We start from the raw sequence: 22,092 nt of genomic DNA, 5'->3' as shown, positions 1-22,092 counted from the left end.
CCATGTTGATCCCGGCACAACCCTTCCCCTACGAGTTCGACCTGGCGCACAGCGCGCTGGTGATCATCGACATGCAGCGCGATTTCATCGAACCTGGCGGCTTTGGCGAAACCCTGGGCAACGACGTGTCGCTGCTGTCGGCCATCGTGCCGGCCTGCCAGGCGGTGCTGCAGGCCTGGCGCGGCGCCGGTGGCCTGGTGGTGCACACGCGCGAGGCGCACCGGCCCGACCTCTCGGACTGCCCGCCTGCCAAGCGCCTGCGCGGCAACCCCGCGCTGCGCATCGGGGACCAAGGGCCGATGGGGCGCATCCTCGTGGCGGGCGAGCCGGGCAACCAGATCATTCCCGAGCTCGCGCCGGTGGATGGCGAGATCGTGATCGACAAGCCGGGCAAGGGCGCCTTCTGCGCCACCGGGCTGCACGAGATCCTGCAGGACCACGGCATCAGCCACCTGCTGTTCATGGGCGTGACCACCGAGGTCTGCGTGCAGACCAGCATGCGCGAAGCCAACGACCGGGGCTACGACAGCCTGCTGCTGGAGGACTGCACCGAGAGCTATTTCCCGCACTTCAAGGCTGCCACGCTGGACATGCTGCGCGCCCAGGGGGGCATCGTCGGCTGGACCGCACCCAGCGCGGCCGTCCTGACCGCACTCGGATCGGTGGCCGGACAACACTGCTAGAGTTTCTCCGTGAGCAACACCACCGCGACCGTCCACCCCATCGATCCCGTTTCTTCGCAGCCCTCGCGTGCCGAAGAGGTCTATGCGCAGCTCAAGCGGGACATTGCCGATTTCCGGCTGGTGCCCGGGGACCGCTTCAGCGAACACGACATCTGCAACCGCCTGGCGGTTTCGCGCACGCCGGTGCGTCAGGCCCTGTTCCGCCTGCAGCAGGAAGGGCTGGTGGAGGTGATGTTCCGCAGCGGCTGGCGCGTGCTGCCGTTCGACTTCGACCGTTTCGACCAGCTCTACGACCTGCGCATGGTGCTGGAGACCGCCGCGGCACAGCGCCTTTGCCAGCAGGAAGCGGTCGAACCATCGCCCTTGCTGGAAGGCCTGAAGGAGCGCTGGCTGGTGCCGGTGGGCGAGCGCAGCAGCGACGCCGCGCAGGTGGCCGCCTGGGACGAAGCCTTCCACGAAACCCTGGTGCAGGCCGCGGGCAACCCCGAAATGGCGCGCGTGCACCACGAGGTGACCGAGCGCATCCGCATCATCCGGCGGCTCGATTTCCTCAAGCAGATGCGCATCGACGCGACCTACGAGGAACACGCCAAGATCCTGCGCGCCATCCTGGCGCGCAAGGCCGACCGTGCCGAGCTTCTGCTTCGCTCGCACATCCAGTCCAGCCAGGTGGAGGTGCGCAAGATCACGCTGCACCAGGTGTTTCTGGCCCGCCAGGCGGTGGCGGGGTGAGCCGTGTGGGCCGGCTGGTTCTGGGCCGGCCGCGCACAATCGCCCGATGTCTGCACCCTCGACAAAATCCCTTTCCGGTTCCGCTTTCGCCACCTTGCTGCTCATCGCTTTCATGATGGGCGCCAACCACGTTGCGGCGCGACTGGCCTTTGACCACGGAGTCACCGTGTCCACCGCGGTGCTGTTCCGCAGCGGCGCCACGGCCCTGGTGGTCTGGCTGATCGTGCGCATGGCGGGGGTGCCGGTGAACCTGGCCGCCGGGCAGAAGCGGGCGCTGCTGAAGATCGGCGTGCTGATCAGTGTGCAGAGCCTGTGCCTGTATTCGGCCGTGGCGCGTCTGCCGGTGGCACTGGCGCTGCTGGCCTTCAACACCTACCCGCTGTGGACGGCGCTGTGGGCGCGCACGCTCAAGGCCGAGCGGGTGGAGCCCGCGCTGCTGCGCGCCATGCCGGTGCTGCTGCTGGGGCTGGCGCTGGCCCTGGATGTGGCAGGCGCCGCGTCGGGGATGGGGGCTTCGGCGCACTGGGGGCGCATCGGCGCAGGGGTGGCTTTTGCGCTGGCGGCCGCGGCCTCGTTCGGTCTGGCGCTGGTGTTCACGCAGCACGAAACGGTGGGGCTGGATGGCCGTGTGCGCACCGCCGCCACCATGGCCCTCGTGGCGCTGGCAGCCCTGGCCGGTGTGGCGGGGCAGGGAGGCTGGTCGCTGCCACAGGCGTCCGCCGGCTGGTGGGGCCTGTTGGGCCTGACGGTGCTCTATGGCACGGCCTTCACCATCATGTTCACCGTGCTTCCCAAGCTGGGCGTGGTGGGCGGCTCGCCGATCATGAACGTGGAGCCCATCTTTGCGCTGGTGCTGGCCTGGGCGGTGCTCGGGCAGCAGGTGGCGCCGGTGCAGGTGCTCGGTGGCCTGCTGGTGGTGGCCACCGTGATGTGGCTGGGGCTGCGGCGCCGCTGACCTCCCGCGCAGTGGTGGAGCGTGGGGCTACGGTTTCGCCGCCAGGGCGCGCAGCTTGTCCTTCTTGCTGGGGCGCTTGCCCTTGACGCCCCCGTTGCCCGGGGCCGGCGGTGGTGGCGTCTCGGTTGGTTCGAAACCTTCCACGGTCTCCAGTGGCAGGCTTAGACCCTGACGCTTCTCGATCAGACGCCAGTGCGCGAGCGACGCGGCGGTCACGAAGCTGACCGCCAGCCCGTTCTGCCCCGCTCGGGCGGTGCGGCCGATGCGGTGCACATGGTCCACCGCCGAGCGCGGCAGGTCGAAGTTCACCACCACCGGCAGGCCTTCGATGTGGATGCCGCGCGCGGCCAGGTCGGTGGTGACCAGCACGTCCCAGCGGCCGGCCTTGAACTCGTCCAGCGTGGCCTGTCGCGCGCCCTGACTCATGCCTCCGTGGAAAGCCGTGGCGTAGACCTCGCCCTGATGCAGCTTGTTGGCCAGCCGCTCGGCCGCGTACTGCGTGGCGACGAACACCAGCACCGGCTTCCAGCCTTCGTTTTTCATCAGCTGGCGCAGCAGCTGGGTGCGTCGCTTCTCGTCGACGGCAAAGGCGCGCTGCTGCACCACCGGTGCGGTCGGGTCGCCCTCGGGCGTGGGCACGTCGATCCGCACCGGGTCGCGCAGCAACCGTTGCGCCATGGCTTCGACCGCCGGAGGCACCGTGGCCGAGAACAGCAGGTTCTGGCGCTTGGCCGGCAGCAGGCCCAGCACGCGCGCCAGCTCGTCCGCAAAGCCCAGGTCCAGGAGGCGGTCGGCTTCGTCAAGCACCAGCAGCTCCAGCGCGTCCAGCCGCAGGCCGTTGTGCTCCACCAGGTCCAGCAGCCGGCCGGGCGTGGCCACCACCACGTCGGCGCCTCCGCGCAACGCCATCAGCTGCGGGTTGATCGAGACGCCTCCGAAGGCGACGACCAGTTTCGGCCGCCGGGGCAGCGCCTGCGCCAGAGAGCGCAGCACCTCGCCGACCTGGGCCGCCAGTTCGCGCGTGGGCACCAGCACCAGCGCCCTGGTGCGGCGCGGCCCAATGCCGGCACTGTCCAGCCAGCGCTGCAGCAGGGGTAGGGCGTAGGCGGCGGTCTTGCCCGAGCCGGTGCGGGCGCTGGCCAGCAGATCGCGGCGGGCGAGCACGGCTGGAACCGCCTCGGTCTGGATGGGGGTGGGGGCGCTGAAACCAAGGCCGGCAGCGGCCTGGGCGAGGGCGGGCGCGAGGCCCAGGGAGGAAAAAGGCATGGCCCCGATTGTCGGTGACGCGCTACGATCCCGGCCCATGAAATCACGACCTTCTTCTGGCGGCCTCGTCTATTCGACCGAATCGGGGCGCATGTGCCCGGGCTGCCGCCAGCCGGTGGCTTCGTGCCGCTGTGGCGAGCCGGCTGCGCCCAAGGGCGATGGCGTGCTGCGCGTCTCGCGCGAGACCAAGGGTCGGGGCGGCAAGGCGGTGACCGTGGTCAAAGGTGCGGCGCTGGATGCGGCGGGTGTGGCGGCGCTGGGCAAGCAGCTGCGCACGCTCTGCGGCAGCGGCGGCACGGTCAAGGACGGTGTGATCGAGGTCCAGGGCGACCACGTCGAGCGTGTGATCGAAGCGCTCAAGGCCCAGGGCCACTCGGTCAAGCGCGCGGGCGGCTGAGTGCGCTTTTCAGAGTTCCCCGGCGGAGATCAGTGTCAGCACATCGGGCTGCATCAACTCCTCCAGCGCGGGGTCCTGGGACGGTCGCAGCATCCACAGTGCCATGGCCAGCGCCACCAGCGCACCGGTCCACAGGACCGGGTGCAGGCGCCAACCCGCCTGCAACGAGGCCAGCGGGCCGTGCCAGGTCGCCATCACCGCCGGAGGCCGGGCCTGGCGCCATTGCGCGAGCACGCGCGCCTGCAGGGCGTCGGAGCCTTCGTCGGTGCCCTGCGCCAGCGTGTGCTTCAGCTGCTCCCGGAGCGCCTCGTCGTGTCCAGTGTCGCGGTCGTGGGGGGCGGAAGTGTTCATGACGGGGTCTCCTGGAGGCATCGTCGCAGGGCCGCTTTGGCCCGGTGCAGCAGCTGGTGGGCGGCGTTGGTGTCGAGTTCGAGTGAGCGTGCGATCCCGGCCGCATCCGCATCGGCGTAGGCCCACATGGCCAGGGCCATGCGCTGGCGGGCCGGCAGCCGGAGCATGGCGGCCTGCAGCCTGCGTGCATCCAGGCACTCACCGGCGGGACCGCTGGCGTCGCAGCCAGCCGGACCGGCGTCGATCCATTCGGCCAGCTGTTCGGGGTCGGTGCTCAGTTCTCGGCGCCGGACGAGCCAGGTCTTGCAACGGTTGATCACGATGGTGTTGAAGTAGGTGGCCAGGGCGGCGCCACCGGTCTCGGACGGCCGGGCACCCCAGAGCCGCAGAAAGGACTCCTGCACCACGTCTTCGGCGTCCTCCGGTTTGGTCAGAAGTTGCCGCGCCAGCCCCATGGCCTGAGGGGTGAGGCGGCGCACCAGCTGGATCGCGCTGGGTTCGTGTCCCTCGCAGGCGGCGCGCCACATGGCCCAGTCGCTGCTCATTCCGTGCGCAGCTTCTCGCGCAGCGCGCGGCGTTCGGCCGGGGTCATCCGTTCCAGCGTTTCGCGGCGCTCACGCAGCAGGGCGCTGCGTTCGGCGGGTGTCATCTCGCGCAACTTCTCGCGGCGTTCGTCGGCCAGCCGGCGTTTTTCCTCCGGTGACATGGCCTGCCAGCGGTCGCGGGCGTCGTCGATCAGGGCCTGCCGTTCGTGCGGCGGCAGGCTGACCAGCAGCGCACGCAGCCGCTCGCGGAACACCTGCCGTTCTTCCGGGGTGGCGCGTTTGAGCCGCTCGCGGATGTCGGCCTGGCGCTGGAGGCGCTGCGCGGGTGTGAGCCGCTGCCATTCCTGCGCGTCGGGCACAGGCACCGGCGCGGCCTGCGCGGGTAGGCCATGTGTGGCCAGAGCCAGCAGGCAGCAAGACAGCAGTCGATGGAACCGTAACGGCATGGAGCGGATGGAAAAGACAGTGGGGCGGCACCGGTTCAACCTCCGGAGTCCGTGGTACTTACGCTTTTCCGACTGTTTTTCTCGGCCATGGACGTCGGCCCGTAAGGCGTGCGGGGCGGCCGCGGTTCAACAGGCACACGGGCCGGGGTGGTCCGTGCACCACCTAGGAGGAAAACCACCATGTCATTCTGGCTCAAACCCCTCACCGCATCGGTCCTGGTGCTGGGCGCCGTCACCGCCGCCCAGGCCATGACGCCGGCCGAGCGCCAGGCCCGGCGCGTCGACAACCGCCAGGCGCGGCAGGCCGAACGCATCGACCAGGGCGTGGCCTCGGGCCAGCTGACACGGCGCGAAGAAAAGCGCCTGGAACACCAGCAGCAGCACATCGCCAACATGGAGCACCGCATGGAGAGTGACGGCAAGGTCACGGGCCGGGAGGCGGTGCGCATGGAGCACGCGCAGGACCGGGCGAGCCGGAACATCCACCGAAAGAAGCACAACCGGAGGAACTGAAAAATCAGGCTCAGCGGCTCCGCGCCAAGGTGGTGCTGGGGCTTTCGCCGTAGGCCTGCTGGTAGGCTGCGGCAAAGCGGCCGGGGTGCTCGAAGCCCCAGCGCGCCGCGGTCTGCAGCACCCGGGTGTCCGTGCCCGGATGCAGCAGGTCGTGCCGCACGCGTTCCAGCCGCAGGCGCCGGATGTGCGCCATCGGCGTGGTGCCGCGCTCGCGGGCGAACAGCTGCTGCACCAGGCGCACGCTGCTGTTGACCGCTCGCGCCAGGTCGGCCACGGTCAGTGGCTGGTCGAGGTGGGCCTCGATGTGGTCCTCCAGTTGCCGCAGCCGAGGTACCGACGCACAGGCGGGGGCGCGGCTCACCGTGGCCGGCGCCCAGGCGACCCGCAGCAGCATGGCCAGCACATGGTCTTCCAGCATGGCGGTGTGCAGCCCCGAGGACGGGTGTTCGCCGCCGGGCTGCAGCAGTGCGGCGAGGTAGTGCATCAGCTGCCACCAGTGCGCGCCCGACCCCTGGCGCAGGTCCAGCCGGGGTGCCAGGCGCAGGGCGGCGGCGGTCTCGTTGCCGCTGAGGGCCGCCGCCACGTGCAGCAGCCGCTGGCGGTCGATGCGCAGCATGAACTGGTCGCAGTCGCCCGACCACTCCATGCGCACCGCGTCCTGCGGCGAGATCACCGTGGCCTCGCCAGCGGCGCTGAGGTGCCGTGCGTTCTGGTGCCAGACCGCCGCCTCGCCGGCCAGCGGCATCTGCACGAGGAAGAAGTCGCCCAGCCGGTCGGGGTCGATGCGCACCGCGGCGCCGTGCGCGAGGCGGTTGAGCGAGACCGAGGGGCCGAGGGCGCGGTGGTGCATGCGGGCGCGCACGCGCTGGCGGCCGCCGATCACCGACAGCTCGTGCGGCTTGTAGATGCGCGCGATCTGCTCGCGGGTTTCGTCGAGGTCGTCGGAGGCCAGCACCGACAGCGGCGCCCAGGCCGGACCACTGGGGGCGGCCCGGTCCAGCCACGCGGGCGCGGCGAGCGGTCGGGGGGAGGGCGCTGGGCTGGGTGCCATGCGGGGCATGTTAGTGATTACCCGGGGTTTTTCACTTATCGGATACCCGCGTTCGTTCTTCGGATGGTCTGCGCGGCGGCCCGCTTCCAGAATGGCCCGGTTCGCTGTCCACACCTTGTTCCACTTCACGAGGAGAGCCGCCATGAACCTGCAGACCAAGTACCTGCTCGACGAAAGCCAGATGCCCAAGTTCTGGTACAACATCCAGGCCGACCTGCCCAAGGCGCTGCCCGCCGTGCTGCACCCCGGCACCCTGCAGCCCATCGGACCCGACGACCTGGCGCCGCTGTTCCCGATGGAGCTGATCATGCAGGAGGTCAGCACCGAGCGCGAGATCGAGATTCCCGAACCGGTGCGCGACATCTACCGGCTCTGGCGCCCGGCGCCGCTGTACCGCGCCCACCGGCTGGAGAAGGCGCTCGGCACGCCGGCCAAGATCTTCTACAAGTACGAAGGCGTCAGCCCTGCCGGCAGCCACAAGCCCAACACCGCCATCCCGCAGGCCTTCTACAACAAACAGGCGGGCGTCAAGCGCCTGACCACCGAGACCGGCGCCGGCCAGTGGGGCACCTCGCTGTCGTTCGCGGGCTCGCTGTTCGACCTCGAAGTGCTGGTGTTCCAGGTGCGCGTGTCCTACGACCAGAAGCCCTACCGCCGCGCGGTGATGGAAACCTACGGCGCGCGCTGCCTGCCCTCACCGTCGAACCAGACCGAATACGGCCGCAGCGTGCTGGCCCAGCGACCCGACCACCCCGGCAGCCTGGGCATCGCGATTTCCGAAGCGGTTGAGCTGGCGGTGCAGCGCGAGGACACCAAGTACGCGCTGGGCTCGGTGCTCAACCACGTGCTGATGCACCAGACCATCATCGGCCTCGAAGCCATGGAACAGTTGCAGATGGCCGACGCCTGGCCGGACGTGGTGGTCGGCTGCACCGGTGGCGGGTCGAACTTCGCGGGCATTGCCTTCCCCTTCATCGGCCACGCCCTGCGCGGCGGCCGCCAGTCGCGCATCGTGGCGGTCGAGCCGGCGGCCTGCCCGTCGCTCACGCGCGGCAAGTACGCCTACGACTTCGGCGACACCGGGCACATGACGCCGCTGACCAAGATGCACACCCTGGGCAGCACCTTCACGCCGCCGGGCTTCCACGCCGGCGGCCTGCGCTACCACGGCATGGCACCGCTGGTGAGCCACTGCAAGGAGCTGGGCCTGCTCGACGCCGTGGCCTACACCCAGGGCCAGTGCTTCGAGGCCGGCGTGACTTTCGCGCGCGCCGAGGGCATCGTGCCCGCGCCCGAGGCCAACCACGCGGTCAAGGGCGCCATCGAGGAGGCCCTGCGCTGCAAGCGCGAAGGCAAGAGCGAGACCATCCTGTTCAACCTCTGCGGCCACGGCCACTTCGACATGGCGGCCTACCAGAAGTACTTCGCAGGCGAGCTCAAGGACGAGCAGTACGACGAAAAGGAACTGGCCATGGCGCTGTCGGGCCTGCCCAGCGTGCCCGAACCCGCTTAAGTTCCGGTAGGGTCAGGGCTGGAACAGTTCGAGCAGGCGGTCCAGCCCGCCCATGTCGATGGCGACCTTGGCCTGGGCGCGCACCTTGGGCTTGGCGCGGTAGGCCACCGACAGACCGGCCACGCCCATCATCTCCAGGTCGTTGGCGCCGTCGCCCATGGCGATCGCCTGTGCCGGGGAGCAGCCGATCAGGCTGCAGGTGCGCAGCAGGGTCTCCTTCTTCATCGCACCGTCGCAGATGTCGCCCCAGCTCTGGTCCAGCAGGCGGCCGGTGAGCTGGCCGTCGACGATCTCCAGCTGGTTGCTGCGCGCGAAGTCCAGCGCCAGCCGGTCGCGCAGGCGTTCGGCGAAGTAGGTGAAGCCGCCGCTGACGAGCAGCACCTTGAGCCCCGCCGCCTTGCAGGCCAGCACCAGCTCGGCCGCGCCGGGGTTCAGGCGCAGGCGCGCGCGGTAGACATGCGCGAGGTGTTCCTCGGTCACGCCCTTGAGCAGGGCAACCCGGCGGCGCAGGCTGTCCTTGTAGTCGGTGATCTCGCCGCGCATGGCGGCTTCGGTGATGGCTGCCACCTCTGCCTTCCGGCCGGCGGCGTCGGCGATCTCGTCCACGCATTCGATGTTGATCAGCGTGGAGTCCATGTCGAACGCGATCAGCTTGAAGTCGCGCAGGTTCAGGGGCGGCGTGACGCCCTGCACGGTCAGGCCGGGGGCGAATTCGGTGGAAGAGGTCATCCCGGAATTATCGCGGGAGCCGGATGACGCCCCGGTCAGGACTTGGCCGCCGGCAGCACCTTGGAGATCGTGCCGATCTGCTTGCGCAGGTCCGGCCCCACCAGATCGGCCACCGACTGCTGATCACTGGTCACGGTCAGGCCCTGGGCCTGCAGCTGGGCTTTCACGTCCTCGGTGCTCGTGCCGGCCACCTGGGCGAGCACGGTGATGGGGGCCTTGGCCAGCGCACGCACGGGCGGCGCAAAGCCGGGTTCGCTGCCGCTGCTGCCACCGGCCGGGATGAAACTGAGCGCCAGAACCACCGTAAACGCTCCGATCACCACCCGACCGGTGGTCTGTTTCAGGTAGCGCTTGAACGCCGGCATGTTCAGCAGCACGTGCAGGCCGACACCGATCACCATGGCCCAGCTCAGCCACTCGTGCGCGGTCTTGTTCAGGCCCGAATCGAGATGGAAAAACATCAACACGCCGGTGACGGCGGACAGCAGAAAGGCACCCATGACGACGGGTGTGATCCAGGGGCGTTGGGCGGACAGGTTCATTGTTGTTCCTTCAAATTGAAAGCCCCGATGCTGGAGCTCCTGTGTTGAAGTCTGGTCGCCGCTGTGTGAACGGCTGGTGAACGCGTGCCTTTGTTGCTCCTGTTTTTGATGCAGATCAAGCAGCGCCGGCGGTGGCTTCCGTCTTCAGCGGCTGGCCCAGCGAGCGCAGCACGTCGCGCACCATCTGCACCCGGTCTTTCACCTCGGGCAGGGCGCGTTCGATGCGCAGCTTCTCGTTGCCCGCCAGCTTGATGTGCCGGTTCTTCTGGATCAGCTCGATGATTTTCATTGGCTCGATCGGCGGGTTCGCGCGGAAGGTGATGTTGATCACACCCGGCGCCGCATCCACCTTGACCACGCCGTAGGGCTGCGAGAGCACGCGCAGGCGGTGCACGTCGATCAGGGTCTGGGTCTGCGGCGGCAGCTTGCCGAAGCGGTCCACGATTTCCTCCAGCAGGCCGTCGACCTGGTCGGCCGTCTTGGCGGTCGCCAGCTTCTTGTAGAACGACAGGCGCAGGTGCACGTCGCCGCAGTAGTCGTTGGGCAGCAGGGCCGGGGCGTGCAGGTTGATGTCGGTGGTGACGCTCAGCGGGCTCAGCAGATCGGGCTCGCGGCCCGCCTTGAGTGCCTTGACCGCCTCGCTCAGCATCTCGTTGTAGAGCTGGAAGCCGACTTCGAGCATGTTGCCGCTCTGGTTCTCGCCCAGCACCTCGCCGGCGCCGCGGATCTCCAGATCGTGCATGGCGAGGTAGAAGCCGGAGCCCAGTTCCTCCATCTGCTGGATGGCGTCCAGCCGCTGGGCGGCCTGCTTGGTCAGGCCCTCGATCTCGGGCACCAGCAGGTAGGCGTAGGCCTGGTGGTGGCTGCGTCCCACGCGGCCGCGCAGCTGGTGCAGCTGGGCCAGGCCGAACTTGTCGGCGCGGCTCATGACGATGGTGTTGGCCGTGGGCACGTCGATGCCGGTTTCGATGATGGTCGAGCACAACAGCAGGTTGTAGCGCTGCGCCACGAAGTCGCGCATCACGCGCTCCAGCTCGCGCTCGGGCATCTGGCCGTGGGCGATGGCGATGCGCGCCTCGGGCAGGATCTCTTCGAGCTTCTGCTTGCGGTTCTCGATGGTCTCGACCTCGTTGTGCAGAAAGTAGACCTGGCCGCCGCGCTTCAATTCGCGCAGCACGGCTTCGCGGATCACGCCTGTGCCCTCGTTGCGCACGAAGGTCTTGATCGCCAGGCGGCGCTGGGGCGCGGTCGCGATGACCGACAGGTCGCGCAGGCCTTCAAGCGCCATGCCCAGCGTGCGCGGGATCGGTGTCGCCGTCAGTGTGAGCACGTCCACTTCGGCGCGCAGCTGCTTCATCGCCTCCTTGTGGCGCACGCCGAAGCGGTGTTCCTCGTCGATGATGAGCAGGCCCAGGTTCTTGAACTGGGTCTTTTCCGACAGCAGCTTGTGCGTGCCGACCACGATGTCCACGCTGCCGTCGCTGATGCCCTTCATCGCGGCGGTGATCTCCTTCTGCGAGCGGAAGCGGCTCATCTCCGCCACCTTCACCGGCCACTTGGCGAAGCGGTCACTCAGCGTTTGATAGTGCTGTTCGGCCAGCAGCGTGGTGGGCGCCAGAAACGCCACCTGCTTGCCGCCGGTGACGGCCACAAAGGCGGCGCGCAGCGCGACCTCGGTCTTGCCGAAACCCACGTCGCCACAGACCAGGCGGTCCATGGGCTGCGGGCTGATCATGTCCTGGATGACCGCGTGGATCGCGGCCTTCTGGTCGGCGGTTTCCTCAAAGCCGAAGTCGTTGGCGAAGACCTCGTAGTCCTGCGCGCTGAAGCGGAAAGCGTGGCCCTGGCGCGCGGCGCGCCGGGCGTAGATGTTCAGCAGCTCGGCGGCGGCGTCGCGCACCTGTTCGGCGGCCTTGCGCTTGGCTTTCTCCCACTGGCCGCTGCCCAGCTTGTGCAGCGGCGCCTCGTCCGCGCTCACCCCGGTATAGCGGCCGATCAGGCTGAGCTGGCTCACTGGCACATAGAGCACGGCCTTGTCGGCGTATTCCAGGTGCAGGAACTCCTGCAGCGCGGGCGTGCCGTCGGGGTTCTTGTCGCCCATGTCCAGGTTGACCAGCCCACGGTAGCGGCCGATGCCGTGCGCGCTGTGCACCACCGGGTCGCCCACGTTCAGTTCGGACAGGTCCTTGATCAGCGCGTCGACGTCGCTGACCTGTTCCTGCTTCTTGCGCCGGCGCGTGGTCGGTCCGGCGGCGAACAGCTCGGTCTCGGTGACGAAGTCCAGGCTCTCTTCCAGCCAGGAAAAGCCGATGGTGAGGCCCGCGGTGGCGATTCCCACCTTCTCGTCGCTGGCCTGGAACTCGGCCAGCGAATCAAAGGCGGGCGGATTCAGGCCGCTGGCGCGCAGGAAGTCCAGCAGGCTCTCGCGCCGGCCGTCGCTCTCGGCCAGCAGCAGCACCCGGTGGGCGGTGTTGCGGATGTGGCCCTGCAGGCGCGACAACGGGTCTTCTGCGCCGCGCACCGCCGCCAGATTGCCCAGCTTCTGGGCAAAGGCGTTGTCGGCGATGTCCTCCACCGCGGGCCGGATGGCGAGCTGGGCGTGGGCGTTGGCCTGGGCGTAGAACTGCTCCATCGACAGGAACAGACTCTCTGGGGGCAGGGCGGGACGGTCGGGGTCGCCCTTGACCAGGCGGTAGCGGTCCTGTGTGTCCTGCCAGAAGCGCTGGAAGGCTGGTTCCAGATCGCCGTGTAGCACGACGGTGGCCTGCTCGCCCAGGTAGTCGAACACGGTGGCTGTCTCTTCGAAGAACAGCGGCAGGTAGTACTCGATGCCGGCGGTGGCGACGCCGTTGCCCATGTCTTTGTAGATGCGGCTCTTGGTCGGGTCGCCCTCGAGCAGTTCGCGCCAGCGGCTTCGGAAGCGCGCCCGCGCCGGCTCGTCCATGGGGAATTCGCGGCCGGGCAGCAGGCGCACCTCGGGCACGGGGTAGAGACTGCGCTGGCTGTCGGGGTCAAAAGTGCGGATGCTGTCGATCTCGTCGTCGAACAGATCGACCCGGTAGGGCACCTGGGACCCCATGGGGAAGAGGTCGATCAGGCCGCCGCGCACCGCGTATTCGCCGGGACTGACGACCTGGGTGACATGGTTGTAGCCCGCCAGCGTGAGCTGGCCTTTCAGTTTGGCCTCGTCCAGCTTCTGCTTGACCTTGAACTGGAAGGTGTAGCCCGCCAGGAAGGACGGCGGCGCCAGCCGGTAGAGCGCGGTGGTGGCCGGCACCAGCACGATGTCGGCGCCGGTGTCCTTGTCGCGCTGCTGGATGCGCCACAGCGTGGCCAGGCGCTCGCTGATCAGGTCCTGGTGCGGCGAGAAGCTGTCGTAGGGCAGGGTTTCCCAGTCGGGGAAGAGTGCGCAGCGCAGTTCCGGTGCGAAGAACGCCATCTCGTCCATCAGCCGCTGCGCGTCGGTGGCGTCGGCGGTGACGATGGCCACGGGCCGCCCGGCGGCTTTCTCCCGCGCTGCGAGTTGCGCAAGCAGCAGTGCGTCGGCCGCGCCGGCGGGGCGGGGCAGGTGGAAACGTTGGCCGGGTTTGAGCTTGGGCAGGTCCATGGGGCGGTCGCGAATGACGAAAACCCCCCGGTCGCCGAGACAGGGGGGTGAAGACAGGGATTCTAGAATGCCCCTCGCGACATGAACCCCACCTCACCCAATCCCCCTGCTGTGCGCTGCCACGCCCTGCTGCCTTGCGCGGGCACCGGTTCGCGTGCCGGCACCGCCGGCCCCAAGCAGTACCAGCCCGTGGCGGGCCTGCCCATGGTGCTGCACACCCTGGCCGCGTTCAGCGCCACGCCCCGCGTCGCTCAGACGGTGCTGGTGGTGGCGCCCGAGGACCGCTTCCTGAGCGTCGATCACCCGGACCTGCTGCTCGCGCGCTGCGGCGGTGCGACCCGTGCGCACAGTGTGTTCAATGGTCTGGACGCCTTGCGGGACCGGGGCGCCGCCGACGCCGACTGGGTGCTGGTGCACGACGCTGCGCGCTGCCTGATCACCCCCCGCCAGATCGATGCGCTGATCGACGCTTGCCAGGACGACCCGGTGGGCGGTCTGCTGGCACTCAAGCTGCCCGACACGCTCAAGACCGGACGCGAGGGGCGGGTGGCCGCGACCGTGGACCGCTCGGACAAATGGCTGGCCCAGACTCCCCAGATGTTCCGGCTGGGCCTGCTCCGCAGCGCGCTTGCGGCGCAGGCCGACAGCGGTTTTGCCGGTGTGACCGACGAGGCCAGCGCTATGGAAATGGCAGGCCACCGGCCGCTGCTGGTGGCGGGCAGCGCACAGAATTTCAAAGTCACCTACCCCGAAGACTTCGCCCTTGCCGAAGCCATTCTTTCGAGCCGAACATGAGCACTGCCGCCACTCCGTCCATTCCCTTTCGAGTCGGTGAGGGCTGGGACGTCCACGCCCTGGTGCCGGGCCGCCCGCTCATCATCGGCGGTGTCACCATTCCCCACACGACCGGGCTGCTGGGCCATTCGGACGCCGATGTGCTGCTGCATGCCATCACCGATGCCTTGCTGGGTGCTGCGGCCCTTGGCGACATCGGGCGGCACTTCCCGGACACCGATCCGCGCTTCAAAGGCTCGGATTCGCTGGTGCTGCTGAAAGAGGTGGCGCGGCGGGTGCGCGAGGCGGGTTTCGACATCAGCAACGTGGACAGCACGGTGGTGGCGCAGGCACCCAGGCTGGGCCCGCACATTCCGGCGATGTGCGCGCGCATTGCGCAGGCGCTGGGCCTGCCCTCGGACGCTGTCAATGTGAAGGCCAAGACCGCGGAGAAGCTGGGCCCGGTCGGCCAGGGGCTGTCAATCGAGGCCCGGGCCGTGGCCCTGCTGGTGCGCCGACCGGGCTGAGCGCGGGACGAATCAGGCGGTCTTGCCGACCGGCAGTTTGATGTGGGCGGCGAGCCCGCCCGAACTGCTGTTGGCCAGCGCAAAGCGCCCCCCCATGCGGGCGATGGCGCGCTCGACGATGGCCAGTCCCAGGCCGGTGCCGGTGGCGGCGCTGCGGGAGGCATCTCCCCGGAAGAACGGCTGTGTGAGCTGGCTGAGCATCTCGGGATTCACGCCTGGACCATGGTCCCGCAGCTTGACCAGTACCCATTGGTCCTTGGTCTTGGCCCCGATGTCGATCTCCGCCACGCCGGTGGTCTGATTGCGGCCGTAGCGCACGGCGTTCTGCAACAGGTTGGAGAAAACGCGGTTGAGTTCAACCGCGTCGCCCATCACCCAGGTGTCGGGGGGAATGCTGGTCTTCACCGCCACGTCCGGCTGGTTGCCCAGCGCAAACACCGCGGCTTCGATGACCTCGTTCAGGCTCACCCGCTGGGTTTCCATGTGGTCCGGGCGGGCGTAGTCGAGGAACTTGTCGATGATGGCATTGACCTGCTCGATGTCGGCCGACATGTGCTCCCGCGCCTCGGCATCGGCCACGCTCATCTCCGTCTCCAGGCGCAGCCGGGCGAGTGGTGTGCGCAGGTCGTGTGAAATGCCCGCCAGCATCAGTGCACGGTCCTGTTCGATCTTGGACAGTCGCTGCGCCATCTGGTTGAACCCGATGTTCACCTGCCGGATTTCACTCGTTGCCACGGCCTCGTTGAGGCGGCTGGAGTTGAAATCGCCGTCGCGCACGCGGCTGGCGGCAAACGACAGCTTCTGCAGCGGGCGGTTGATCAGGCGTGCGATGAGCGCAGCTCCCATGAGCGACAGCACGGCGGCGGTGGCCAGCCAGATCAACCAGGTCTTGCCCGTCACCAGCTCCACCCGCGACGGGTCGGTCTGCAGCCAGTACGGGTCCTCATCGATGGAAAAACCGATCCACAGTCCCGGGGTGCCGTTGACTTCGCGTGCGACCACAGTGTCCGGACCGAGCCGTGCGCTGAGCTGGGCACTCACCGTCCTGCTGAGCGAATCCGTGTCGTAGAGGCGGAATTTGTCTCCTGGCTCACGCGGCGCGATCCGGACCTTCTCTTCGTCGGCCATGGTCTTGACCAGAGAGACCCGGGCGATGGAGTCGGAGTGCACCAGGGCGGCGCGGCTCAGGTTCACCAAAGAGGCCAGCTGCTGCGCACTCTGCAAGGTGCGCGGCTCGTATTCCAGCGCCCGGAACGTCTGAAGCCAAGCGACGATGCAGCCCACCAGCAGCAGGGACAGCAAAAAAAAGGTGCGCCAGAACAGGCTCACCTCGCGCGTGGGTTTGCTCTCCAGCGGCGCGGAAGCCGTTTCCAGCGCCGCCGGCTCGGTTTCGAAGGTGGGGACCCGCGACTCGTCGATCATCAGGCGTTGCCGTCCGGCACGAACACATAACCCACGCCCCACACTGTCTGCAGGTAGCGCGGCGAAGCTGCGTCCTCTTCGATCAGCTTGCGCAGGCGGGAGACCTGCACGTCCAGACTGCGATCGAACGGCTCGAATTCCCGGCCGCGGGCCAGCTGGGCAAGCTTCTCACGGGACAGCGGCTGGCGTGGATGGCGCACCAGGGCCTTGAGCATGGCGAATTCGCCGGTGGTCAGCGGCAGATCGGCTCCGTCCTTGCGCAGAGTGCGCAGGCTCAGGTCGAACTCGAAGGGGCCGAAGTTGACCACCTCGGCGTCCTGGGAGGGGGCACCCGGCACTTCGGCCGGGGGGCGGCGCCGCAGCACGGCGTGCACGCGGGCCAGCAACTCGCGGGGATTGAACGGCTTCCCTAGATAATCGTCCGCGCCCACCTCCAGGCCGACAATGCGATCCACGTCCTCGCTTTTCGCCGTGAGCATGATGATCGGCGTGCGGTCACCGTTGGCGCGCAGCCGCCGGCAGATCGACAGACCGTCTTCGCCAGGCATCATGAGGTCGAGCACGATCAGATCCACAGCTTCGCGCTGCAACACTCGGTTCAGCGCCTTGCCGTCTTCGGCCAGCATGACCTCGAAGCCCTCCTGCATCAGGTAACGGCGCAGCAGGTCGCGGATGCGGACATCGTCATCGACCACCAGGATCTTGTTCGGGCGGGCGGTGTTTTGTGGCATGGAAGCAACTCCCGGTAAATGTAACAAAGGCGATTGTGGCAGCGCCAAGTGCTTGTCAGGGCTTGTTTTTTGGTTTTTTGACAGGCTGTTACATCTGTTGCCCGCCCCCCGCACACCGTTACCAGGTGCCCGCTCAGAATGCCCCCATCCTTCAGTTCAGCCAGATCCATGATCAAGCACAAATACTCCGTGTCCGCGGTGTTGCTGGGAGCGCCACTGCTTTCCGCAGCGTTGGAGTTGCGCGAGCAGCCCGCCCGCCCCGTCGCTGCAGAGCCGTTGGCCGTGGCGCCTGCCGAATCCCCGGATGGGCGGGCCCGGTTGCGCGACTCCTTGCGACAGCCGCTGGCCGAGGGCGACGCCGCCAGCAAGCCCTTCCGGCTGTCTGCCGAGGAACGGCAGCGTCTGCGCGAACAGCTTCGCGGGCTGCCAGAGCGGTCGGCCAAAAACAAATAATCTCCCATGACCAACAATCAACGGGTGGCGCCAGCCCGCCGCCGCGCGGGCGTGTTCGCCCTGTCACTTTCGGGTCTGCTGGTCACCAGCACCCTGTCCGCCCAGCCCATGCCGGCGGGCGCTCCGCTCAACGTGGTGGTGGTATCGGCCAGTGCTCAGCGTGAAGTGACCCAGGACTGGCTCACCATGACCCTGACCACCTCGCGCGACGGCAGCGACGCCGCCGCGGTGCAGAGCCAGTTGCGCCAGGCCATCGAGGCGGCCCTGGCGATCGCCAAGCCTCAGGCCTCTGCCCAGCAGCTGGAGGTGAAAACCGGATCTTTCGGCGTGTATCCGCGCCATGGCAGCAACGGACGTATCAGCGGTTGGCAAGGATCGGCCGAACTGGTGCTGGAAGGACGTGACTTTGTTCGTATCAGCACCACCGCCGGCAAGATGACGCCGATGGTGGTCGGCAATGTGGCGTTCTCGCTGTCGCGGGAGGCGCAGCAGAAGCTCGAGTCCGAGGTGCAGGCCTCGGCCATCGAGCGCTTCAAGTCCAAGGCGGGGGAAGTGGCCAAGGCCTTCGGCTTTGAGGGCTACTCGCTGAGAGAGGTGTCGGTCAGCCCGGCCGACCAAGGGGAGCGCCCGATGTACCGGATGCGCGCCGAGTCGACCGTTGCGGCGTCGTCTGACGCACCCGTTCCCGTGGAGGCAGGCAAGAGCCTGTTGACGGTCACGGTGTCGGGGTCGGTGCAGCTTCGTTGAGCGTCACTGCGCCACCCAGCCGCCGTCCATGTTCCAGGCCACGCCCCGCACGTTGGCGCCGGCCGGTGAGCAGAAGAACACTGCCAGTTCCCCCAGCTCCTCCGGCGTGGTGAACTGCATCGAGGGTTCCTTCTCACCCAGCAGCTGCTTCTTCGCATCCTCATTCGACAGGCCCAGGGCCGCCGCCTTGGCGTCCACCTGTTTCTGCACCAGCGGGGTGAGCACCCAGCCCGGACAGATCGCATTGCAGGTCACGCCGGTGGTTGCATTTTCGAGGGCAGTCACTTTTGTCAGACCCACCACGCCATGTTTGGCGGCGACATAGGCCGACTTTTCCGCCGATGCGACCAGGCCGTGCACCGAGGCCACGTTGATGATGCGTCCCCAGTTCGCCGCGCGCATGGCGGGCAATGCCAGGCGCGTGGCATGGAAGGCGCTTGAGAGGTTGATGGCGATCACCGCGTCCCATCGCTCGACCGGAAAGTCTTCCACGCGCGCCACGTGCTGGATGCCGGCGTTGTTCACCAGTATGTCGACACGGCCAAAACGGTCTGCCGCGAACTTCATCATGTCCTCGATGTCCGAGGGCTTGCTCATGTCGGCGCCGTGGTAAGCCACCTGCACACCCAGGGCTGCGATTTCTGCCTGAGGGCCTTCTGCGTCGCCAAAACCATTGAGCACAATGTTCGCGCCTTGGCGCGCAAGCGCCTTGGCAATGCCCAGTCCGATGCCGCTGGTCGAGCCTGTGACGAGGGCGGTTTTGTTGGCAAGCATGAGGGATCTCCAGTTCCATTACGATTGGTTGAACAACATGCAAACCATTATCACGGAGTCCCGAGGAATGAGCAGTTCCTGCCCCATGCCTGAGCTGCGTTTCATCGCCGTTTCCGGGGCTGCGGCCACCACAGGCCAGCAGCGCAGACTGGCGTACTGGGACTGGCTGCCGCAACCGGGGGCCGATGCCCATCGGGTCGTGGTGTGCGTGCATGGCCTGTCCCGCCAGGGCCGTGACTTTGATGTGCTGGCCACGGCCCTTTCGGCGCAGGCGCGTGTCATTGCGGTGGACGTCGCCGGCCGTGGATGCAGCGACTGGCTGGCAGACCCCATGGCCTACCAAGTCGGAACCTACGCGACGGATGTGGGGACCCTCATTGCGCACTTGCGGTCGAACGATCCGACACTCCAGATCGATTGGGTGGGCACCAGCATGGGTGGCCTGATCGGCATGGCACTGGCTGCGCAGCCGGCCGTCGGCATTCGCAGGCTGGTGCTCAACGACGTGGGGCCGGTGATCCAGTGGGACGCTTTGCGGCGCATCGGCGCTTATCTTGGACTCAACCCGTCTTTTGCCAGTGAGCAGGAGGCCGCGGACTATCTGCGGACCATCTCGGCCGGTTTCGGTCCTCATGACCGGGAGCAGTGGATGGCGCTGTCACGGCCCATGCTGCGCGAGCGGGATGGGCGCTGGTGGCTGCACTACGATCCGGCGCTCGCTGTTCCCATTCGAGCACTGACACACAGCGTCGACGATTCCGTGGGTCGCCAGGCGGTCGCGGACGGTGAGGCCGCCCTGTGGGCGTTGTACGACGCCATATCGGCCCGCACCTTGTTGCTTCGAGGCGCGGACTCGGACCTCCTGACCCGCGAGACGGCGAGGGCCATGTCCGAACGAGGTCCTCGGGCCCAGTACATTGAGTTTCCAGGCGTCGGGCACGCACCGACCCTGGTGGCGCCAGACCAGGTGTCGGCCGTGGCTGACTTCCTCGGGCAGGCCTGAGCGGACGTTGTCATGCAGTATTCGACTTCCGTCCCGCCTCCACCGACGTCGGCCATCGTCGCCGCAACATCGGACAGCCTGCCGCAGCAGGCCCAGGCTTTGGCGCGCGCCAGGGCGTTTGCGGAGCCTTTGCTGTCCAGCGAGCAGCTGGACACCGGTGAGAACATCCTCTCGCACGCAGATGCCGTTGCGGCGGTGCTGCGCGACATTGGTGGTTCGGAGGCCATGCAGGCCGCAGCGTACCTGGTGTACGCCTGCCAGCACCTCAACCGGCCGCAGGAGGTGATTGCCAAGGCGTTCGGCGAGAACTTCGCTGCACTGGCGCTCGAGACCACAAAGCTGGTGCAGCTTCAGCGGCAGGCCCGTATCAAGTCCGCCGAGGTTCAAAGCCGGAAGACGGAGGAGCGCCTCGCTGCGCAGGAGGCAGCGCTGCCTGTGGCGTCTCCGGGCAAGGCCCCGGTGTCCGAGCTCGCGGCCAGCCAGACCGAAAACGTGCGCAAGATGCTGCTGGCGTTCTCGCGCGACCTGCGGGTGGTGATGCTCCGGCTGGCCTCGCGTCTGCAGACGCTGCGTTATTTCGCTGGATGCAAGGGCGATCCCGGTCACGCCTTGGCCAGCGAATCGCTGCATGTGTTCGCCCCGCTCGCCAACCGGTTGGGCATCTGGCAGATCAAATGGGAGATGGAAGACTTGGCCTTCCGTTTCCTGGAGCCCCACACATACAAGGAAGTGGCGCGTCTGCTGGATGAAAAGAGGGCGGAGCGCGAGGTCCACATCGAACAGGTGCGGCTGCAGCTCGAGCAGGACTTGCAAGGGCATGGCATCCATGCGTCCGTTCAGGGGCGGCCCAAACACATCTACAGCATCGTCAAGAAGATGCGTGGCAAGTCGCTGGACTTCGACCGGGTGTTCGACATCCGGGCGCTGCGTGTCGTGGTCCCTTCGACCGACGACTGCTACGCGGTGCTGGCGCTGGTGCACTCACAGTTCACGCCTGTGGCCGAAGAGTTCGACGACTACATCGCCAAACCCAAGCCAAATGGCTATCAGTCGCTGCACACGGTGGTGCGTGACGCGCAGGGCAGGGCGTTCGAGATCCAGATCCGGTCCCGGGCCATGCACGACCACGCCGAACACGGGGTGGCCGCTCACTGGGCCTACAAGGAGGCGGGAACGAAGGGATATGCGGGGGTGTCGGCCAGCTCCGAATACGACGCGAAAATCGCGGTGCTCCGGCAGCTGCTGGCTTGGGAGCGGGACCTCAGCGGGGCGTCACAAGGCCTTTTCGACGATCGCATCTATGTCCTGACACCGGATGCCGCCATTGTGGAGTTGTCGCAAGGCGCCACGCCGGTCGATTTCGCCTATTCGGTGCATACCAACCTCGGCCACCGTTGCAGGGGCGCCCGTGTGGACGGGGCCATGGTCCCGCTGAACACGGCGCTGCAGAACGGGCAGACGGTCGAGATCATCGCGGCCAAGGAGGGGGGGCCTTCGCGCGACTGGCTCAACCCGGAGCTGGGCTACCTGGTCGGTCACCGTGCCAAAAGCAAGGTGCGAGCCTGGTTCAACCAGCTGGCCATGGAGGAGACCGTCGCACGGGGGCGTGAAGCGGTAGAGCGTCTCCTCCAGCGGGAGGGCCGCACGGCGCTGAAATTTGAGGAACTGGCCAGTTCCGCGGGGCTTCCATCCGCGCAGGAGCTGTTCGAGCAGGTCGGGAAGGACGAACTGTCGCTTCGCACGCTGGAAGTGCTGTTGCGGCAGGGTGACCAGCCGGTCGTGGAGGATGTTCCGCCCTGGCTGAAGAAGCCGCGCCCTGCGCGCTCGGCTTCGAGCGGGGGCGTGCTGGTGGTCGGTGTCGACTCCTTGATGACCCAGTTGGCCAAGTGCTGCAAACCCGCACCGCCAGACGACATCCGGGGATTTGTGACCCGCGGCAAGGGGGTGAGCATCCACCGCAGCGACTGCAGCGACTTCGCCCATCTGCAGCGCACCAGTCCCGACCGGGTGATCGATGTCCAGTGGGGGGGGGCTGTCTCGGGTATCCGGGACGGTGCCTCTGCGGTGTACCCGGTGGACGTGGCTGTGGAGGCGGTTGACCGGCAGGGGTTGCTGAGGGACATCTCCGACGTGTTTGCGCGAGAGAAGATGAACGTCATCGGGGTTCAGACGCAGTCGGTCAGGGGGATTGCCTGGATGACCTTCACCATCGAGGTCAGTGATGCGAGGCAGGTGTCCCGGGCCATGTCGGTGGTCGGCGATGTGGCCGGTGTGCGCATGGTCAGACGCAAATGATCAATCAGTTTGGACATGTCGCCGAATTAGCTGCTA

Annotated in this window: 23 protein-coding genes; 12 read left to right on the top strand and 11 right to left on the bottom strand. The window is 67.7% G+C overall.

Going from position 1 to position 22,092, the window contains the following annotated elements; all coding sequences use genetic code 11:
* Positions 1-2: 2 nt before the first annotated feature.
* Genes RCO38_RS19600 through RCO38_RS19590 form a run of 3 tightly spaced genes read left to right on the top strand, consistent with a single transcriptional unit; the run spans position 3 to position 2,370 of the window.
* Positions 3-683, top strand: coding sequence for a cysteine hydrolase family protein (locus tag RCO38_RS19600; protein ID WP_308330117.1), 681 nt, complete (start codon positions 3-5; stop codon positions 681-683).
* Between the two features lie 9 nt (positions 684-692).
* Positions 693-1,415, top strand: coding sequence for a GntR family transcriptional regulator (locus RCO38_RS19595; protein WP_308330116.1), 723 nt, complete (start codon positions 693-695; stop codon positions 1,413-1,415).
* 46 nt (positions 1,416-1,461) lie between these two features.
* Positions 1,462-2,370, top strand: a complete 909-nt coding sequence (locus RCO38_RS19590; RefSeq protein WP_308330115.1) for a DMT family transporter — start codon at positions 1,462-1,464, stop codon at positions 2,368-2,370.
* 27 nt (positions 2,371-2,397) lie between these two features.
* On the opposite strand, the gene RCO38_RS19585 is transcribed toward RCO38_RS19590, so the two are convergent.
* A complete protein-coding gene (locus tag RCO38_RS19585) occupies positions 2,398-3,636 on the bottom strand; it encodes a DEAD/DEAH box helicase (RefSeq protein ID WP_308330114.1) in 1,239 nt (412 codons plus the stop codon).
* A gap of 37 nt (positions 3,637-3,673) precedes the next feature.
* Here RCO38_RS19585 and RCO38_RS19580 point away from each other — a divergent pair, with 37 nt between their 5' ends.
* Complete coding sequence (locus RCO38_RS19580) at positions 3,674-4,033, top strand: translation initiation factor Sui1 (RefSeq protein WP_308330113.1); 360 nt, start codon at positions 3,674-3,676, stop codon at positions 4,031-4,033.
* A gap of 9 nt (positions 4,034-4,042) precedes the next feature.
* Here the strand turns inward: RCO38_RS19580 and RCO38_RS19575 are convergent, their stop codons facing one another.
* The 3 genes from RCO38_RS19575 to RCO38_RS19565 are packed head-to-tail and all read right to left on the bottom strand — an operon-like array spanning position 4,043 to position 5,375.
* A complete protein-coding gene (locus tag RCO38_RS19575; protein ID WP_308330112.1) occupies positions 4,043-4,384 on the bottom strand; it encodes a hypothetical protein in 342 nt (113 codons plus the stop codon).
* A complete protein-coding gene (locus RCO38_RS19570; protein WP_308330111.1) occupies positions 4,381-4,929 on the bottom strand; it encodes an RNA polymerase sigma factor in 549 nt (182 codons plus the stop codon). Before RCO38_RS19570 ends, RCO38_RS19575 begins: the two co-directional genes overlap by 4 nt.
* A complete protein-coding gene (locus RCO38_RS19565; RefSeq protein WP_308330110.1) occupies positions 4,926-5,375 on the bottom strand; it encodes a DUF3106 domain-containing protein in 450 nt (149 codons plus the stop codon). The genes RCO38_RS19570 and RCO38_RS19565 overlap by 4 nt, the downstream gene beginning before the upstream one ends.
* A gap of 180 nt (positions 5,376-5,555) precedes the next feature.
* On the opposite strand from RCO38_RS19565, the gene RCO38_RS19560 reads away from it, so the two are divergent.
* Entirely contained in the window at positions 5,556-5,888 is a 333-nt protein-coding gene (locus RCO38_RS19560; RefSeq protein ID WP_308330109.1) for a hypothetical protein, read from the top strand.
* A 10-nt stretch (positions 5,889-5,898) separates the two neighbouring features.
* Here RCO38_RS19560 and RCO38_RS19555 read toward each other — a convergent pair whose 3' ends face one another.
* The gene (locus tag RCO38_RS19555; protein WP_308330108.1) at positions 5,899-6,939 is read right to left on the bottom strand and encodes an AraC family transcriptional regulator; all 1,041 of its coding nucleotides are present in this window, start codon (positions 6,937-6,939) and stop codon (positions 5,899-5,901) included.
* 142 nt (positions 6,940-7,081) lie between these two features.
* Between RCO38_RS19555 and RCO38_RS19550 the strand changes: the two genes are divergently transcribed.
* On the top strand, positions 7,082-8,452 hold the full coding sequence (locus RCO38_RS19550; protein WP_308330107.1) for a TrpB-like pyridoxal phosphate-dependent enzyme: 1,371 nt from the start codon (positions 7,082-7,084) through the stop codon (positions 8,450-8,452).
* 12 nt (positions 8,453-8,464) lie between these two features.
* Here the strand turns inward: RCO38_RS19550 and serB are convergent, their stop codons facing one another.
* From serB to mfd, 3 genes are all read right to left on the bottom strand, one after another.
* The gene (serB, locus tag RCO38_RS19545) at positions 8,465-9,181 is read right to left on the bottom strand and encodes a phosphoserine phosphatase SerB (protein ID WP_308330106.1); all 717 of its coding nucleotides are present in this window, start codon (positions 9,179-9,181) and stop codon (positions 8,465-8,467) included.
* 35 nt (positions 9,182-9,216) lie between these two features.
* Positions 9,217-9,723, bottom strand: coding sequence for a DUF4405 domain-containing protein (locus tag RCO38_RS19540; protein WP_308330105.1), 507 nt, complete (start codon positions 9,721-9,723; stop codon positions 9,217-9,219).
* Positions 9,724-9,838: 115 nt separating this feature from the next.
* Entirely contained in the window at positions 9,839-13,330 is a 3,492-nt protein-coding gene (gene mfd / locus RCO38_RS19535) for a transcription-repair coupling factor (RefSeq protein ID WP_308330104.1), read from the bottom strand.
* Positions 13,331-13,411: 81 nt separating this feature from the next.
* Between mfd and ispD the strand changes: the two genes are divergently transcribed.
* Positions 13,412-14,125, top strand: coding sequence for a 2-C-methyl-D-erythritol 4-phosphate cytidylyltransferase (ispD, locus tag RCO38_RS19530; protein WP_308330103.1), 714 nt, complete (start codon positions 13,412-13,414; stop codon positions 14,123-14,125).
* Positions 14,122-14,631, top strand: a complete 510-nt coding sequence (gene ispF / locus RCO38_RS19525) for a 2-C-methyl-D-erythritol 2,4-cyclodiphosphate synthase (protein WP_308330102.1) — start codon at positions 14,122-14,124, stop codon at positions 14,629-14,631. Before ispD ends, ispF begins: the two co-directional genes overlap by 4 nt.
* Positions 14,632-14,643: 12 nt before the next feature.
* Here the strand turns inward: ispF and RCO38_RS19520 are convergent, their stop codons facing one another.
* Positions 14,644-16,053 (bottom strand): ATP-binding protein, encoded by a 1,410-nt coding sequence (locus tag RCO38_RS19520; protein WP_308330101.1) that lies wholly within the window; start codon positions 16,051-16,053, stop codon positions 14,644-14,646.
* Complete coding sequence (ompR, locus tag RCO38_RS19515) at positions 16,053-16,784, bottom strand: osmolarity response regulator transcription factor OmpR (RefSeq protein WP_066260180.1); 732 nt, start codon at positions 16,782-16,784, stop codon at positions 16,053-16,055. The genes RCO38_RS19520 and ompR overlap by 1 nt, the downstream gene beginning before the upstream one ends.
* A 168-nt stretch (positions 16,785-16,952) precedes the next feature.
* Here ompR and RCO38_RS19510 point away from each other — a divergent pair, with 168 nt between their 5' ends.
* On the top strand, positions 16,953-17,237 hold the full coding sequence (locus tag RCO38_RS19510) for a hypothetical protein (RefSeq protein WP_308330100.1): 285 nt from the start codon (positions 16,953-16,955) through the stop codon (positions 17,235-17,237).
* Positions 17,238-17,243: 6 nt separating this feature from the next.
* On the top strand, positions 17,244-17,984 hold the full coding sequence (locus RCO38_RS19505; protein WP_308330099.1) for an SIMPL domain-containing protein: 741 nt from the start codon (positions 17,244-17,246) through the stop codon (positions 17,982-17,984).
* A 3-nt stretch (positions 17,985-17,987) separates the two neighbouring features.
* Here RCO38_RS19505 and RCO38_RS19500 read toward each other — a convergent pair whose 3' ends face one another.
* Positions 17,988-18,758, bottom strand: coding sequence for a 3-hydroxybutyrate dehydrogenase (locus tag RCO38_RS19500; RefSeq protein WP_308330098.1), 771 nt, complete (start codon positions 18,756-18,758; stop codon positions 17,988-17,990).
* Between the two features lie 37 nt (positions 18,759-18,795).
* On the opposite strand from RCO38_RS19500, the gene RCO38_RS19495 reads away from it, so the two are divergent.
* Entirely contained in the window at positions 18,796-19,761 is a 966-nt protein-coding gene (locus RCO38_RS19495) for an alpha/beta fold hydrolase (RefSeq protein WP_374694558.1), read from the top strand.
* A gap of 12 nt (positions 19,762-19,773) precedes the next feature.
* A complete protein-coding gene (locus RCO38_RS19490) occupies positions 19,774-22,056 on the top strand; it encodes a RelA/SpoT family protein (RefSeq protein WP_308330097.1) in 2,283 nt (760 codons plus the stop codon).
* The last annotated feature ends 36 nt before the right edge of the window (positions 22,057-22,092 follow it).

Origin of the sequence: Hydrogenophaga pseudoflava (assembly GCF_031020795.1) — a bacterium.
Taxonomy (GTDB): Bacteria; Pseudomonadota; Gammaproteobacteria; order Burkholderiales; family Burkholderiaceae_C; genus Hydrogenophaga; species Hydrogenophaga pseudoflava_A.
This window is presented reverse-complemented; position numbering and strand designations above follow the sequence as displayed.

What these genes read in the sequence shown, in the direction of transcription:
- RCO38_RS19600 (WP_308330117.1), top strand. Translation starts at nt 3, where the DNA reads ATGTTGATCCCGGCACAACCCTTCCCCTACGAGTTCGACCTGGCGCAC.
- RCO38_RS19590 (WP_308330115.1), top strand. Translation starts at nt 1,462, where the DNA reads ATGTCTGCACCCTCGACAAAATCCCTTTCCGGTTCCGCTTTCGCCACC.
- RCO38_RS19585 (WP_308330114.1), bottom strand. Translation starts at nt 3,636, where the DNA reads ATGCCTTTTTCCTCCCTGGGCCTCGCGCCCGCCCTCGCCCAGGCCGCT.
- RCO38_RS19580 (WP_308330113.1), top strand. Translation starts at nt 3,674, where the DNA reads ATGAAATCACGACCTTCTTCTGGCGGCCTCGTCTATTCGACCGAATCG.
- RCO38_RS19575 (WP_308330112.1), bottom strand. Translation starts at nt 4,384, where the DNA reads ATGAACACTTCCGCCCCCCACGACCGCGACACTGGACACGACGAGGCG.
- RCO38_RS19570 (WP_308330111.1), bottom strand. Translation starts at nt 4,929, where the DNA reads ATGAGCAGCGACTGGGCCATGTGGCGCGCCGCCTGCGAGGGACACGAA.
- RCO38_RS19565 (WP_308330110.1), bottom strand. Translation starts at nt 5,375, where the DNA reads ATGCCGTTACGGTTCCATCGACTGCTGTCTTGCTGCCTGCTGGCTCTG.
- RCO38_RS19560 (WP_308330109.1), top strand. Translation starts at nt 5,556, where the DNA reads ATGTCATTCTGGCTCAAACCCCTCACCGCATCGGTCCTGGTGCTGGGC.
- RCO38_RS19555 (WP_308330108.1), bottom strand. Translation starts at nt 6,939, where the DNA reads ATGGCACCCAGCCCAGCGCCCTCCCCCCGACCGCTCGCCGCGCCCGCG.
- RCO38_RS19550 (WP_308330107.1), top strand. Translation starts at nt 7,082, where the DNA reads ATGAACCTGCAGACCAAGTACCTGCTCGACGAAAGCCAGATGCCCAAG.
- serB (WP_308330106.1), bottom strand. Translation starts at nt 9,181, where the DNA reads ATGACCTCTTCCACCGAATTCGCCCCCGGCCTGACCGTGCAGGGCGTC.
- RCO38_RS19540 (WP_308330105.1), bottom strand. Translation starts at nt 9,723, where the DNA reads ATGAACCTGTCCGCCCAACGCCCCTGGATCACACCCGTCGTCATGGGT.
- mfd (WP_308330104.1), bottom strand. Translation starts at nt 13,330, where the DNA reads ATGGACCTGCCCAAGCTCAAACCCGGCCAACGTTTCCACCTGCCCCGC.
- ispD (WP_308330103.1), top strand. Translation starts at nt 13,412, where the DNA reads ATGAACCCCACCTCACCCAATCCCCCTGCTGTGCGCTGCCACGCCCTG.
- ispF (WP_308330102.1), top strand. Translation starts at nt 14,122, where the DNA reads ATGAGCACTGCCGCCACTCCGTCCATTCCCTTTCGAGTCGGTGAGGGC.
- RCO38_RS19520 (WP_308330101.1), bottom strand. Translation starts at nt 16,053, where the DNA reads ATGATCGACGAGTCGCGGGTCCCCACCTTCGAAACCGAGCCGGCGGCG.
- ompR (WP_066260180.1), bottom strand. Translation starts at nt 16,784, where the DNA reads ATGCCACAAAACACCGCCCGCCCGAACAAGATCCTGGTGGTCGATGAC.
- RCO38_RS19510 (WP_308330100.1), top strand. Translation starts at nt 16,953, where the DNA reads ATGATCAAGCACAAATACTCCGTGTCCGCGGTGTTGCTGGGAGCGCCA.
- RCO38_RS19505 (WP_308330099.1), top strand. Translation starts at nt 17,244, where the DNA reads ATGACCAACAATCAACGGGTGGCGCCAGCCCGCCGCCGCGCGGGCGTG.
- RCO38_RS19500 (WP_308330098.1), bottom strand. Translation starts at nt 18,758, where the DNA reads ATGCTTGCCAACAAAACCGCCCTCGTCACAGGCTCGACCAGCGGCATC.
- RCO38_RS19495 (WP_374694558.1), top strand. Translation starts at nt 18,796, where the DNA reads ATGCAAACCATTATCACGGAGTCCCGAGGAATGAGCAGTTCCTGCCCC.
- RCO38_RS19490 (WP_308330097.1), top strand. Translation starts at nt 19,774, where the DNA reads ATGCAGTATTCGACTTCCGTCCCGCCTCCACCGACGTCGGCCATCGTC.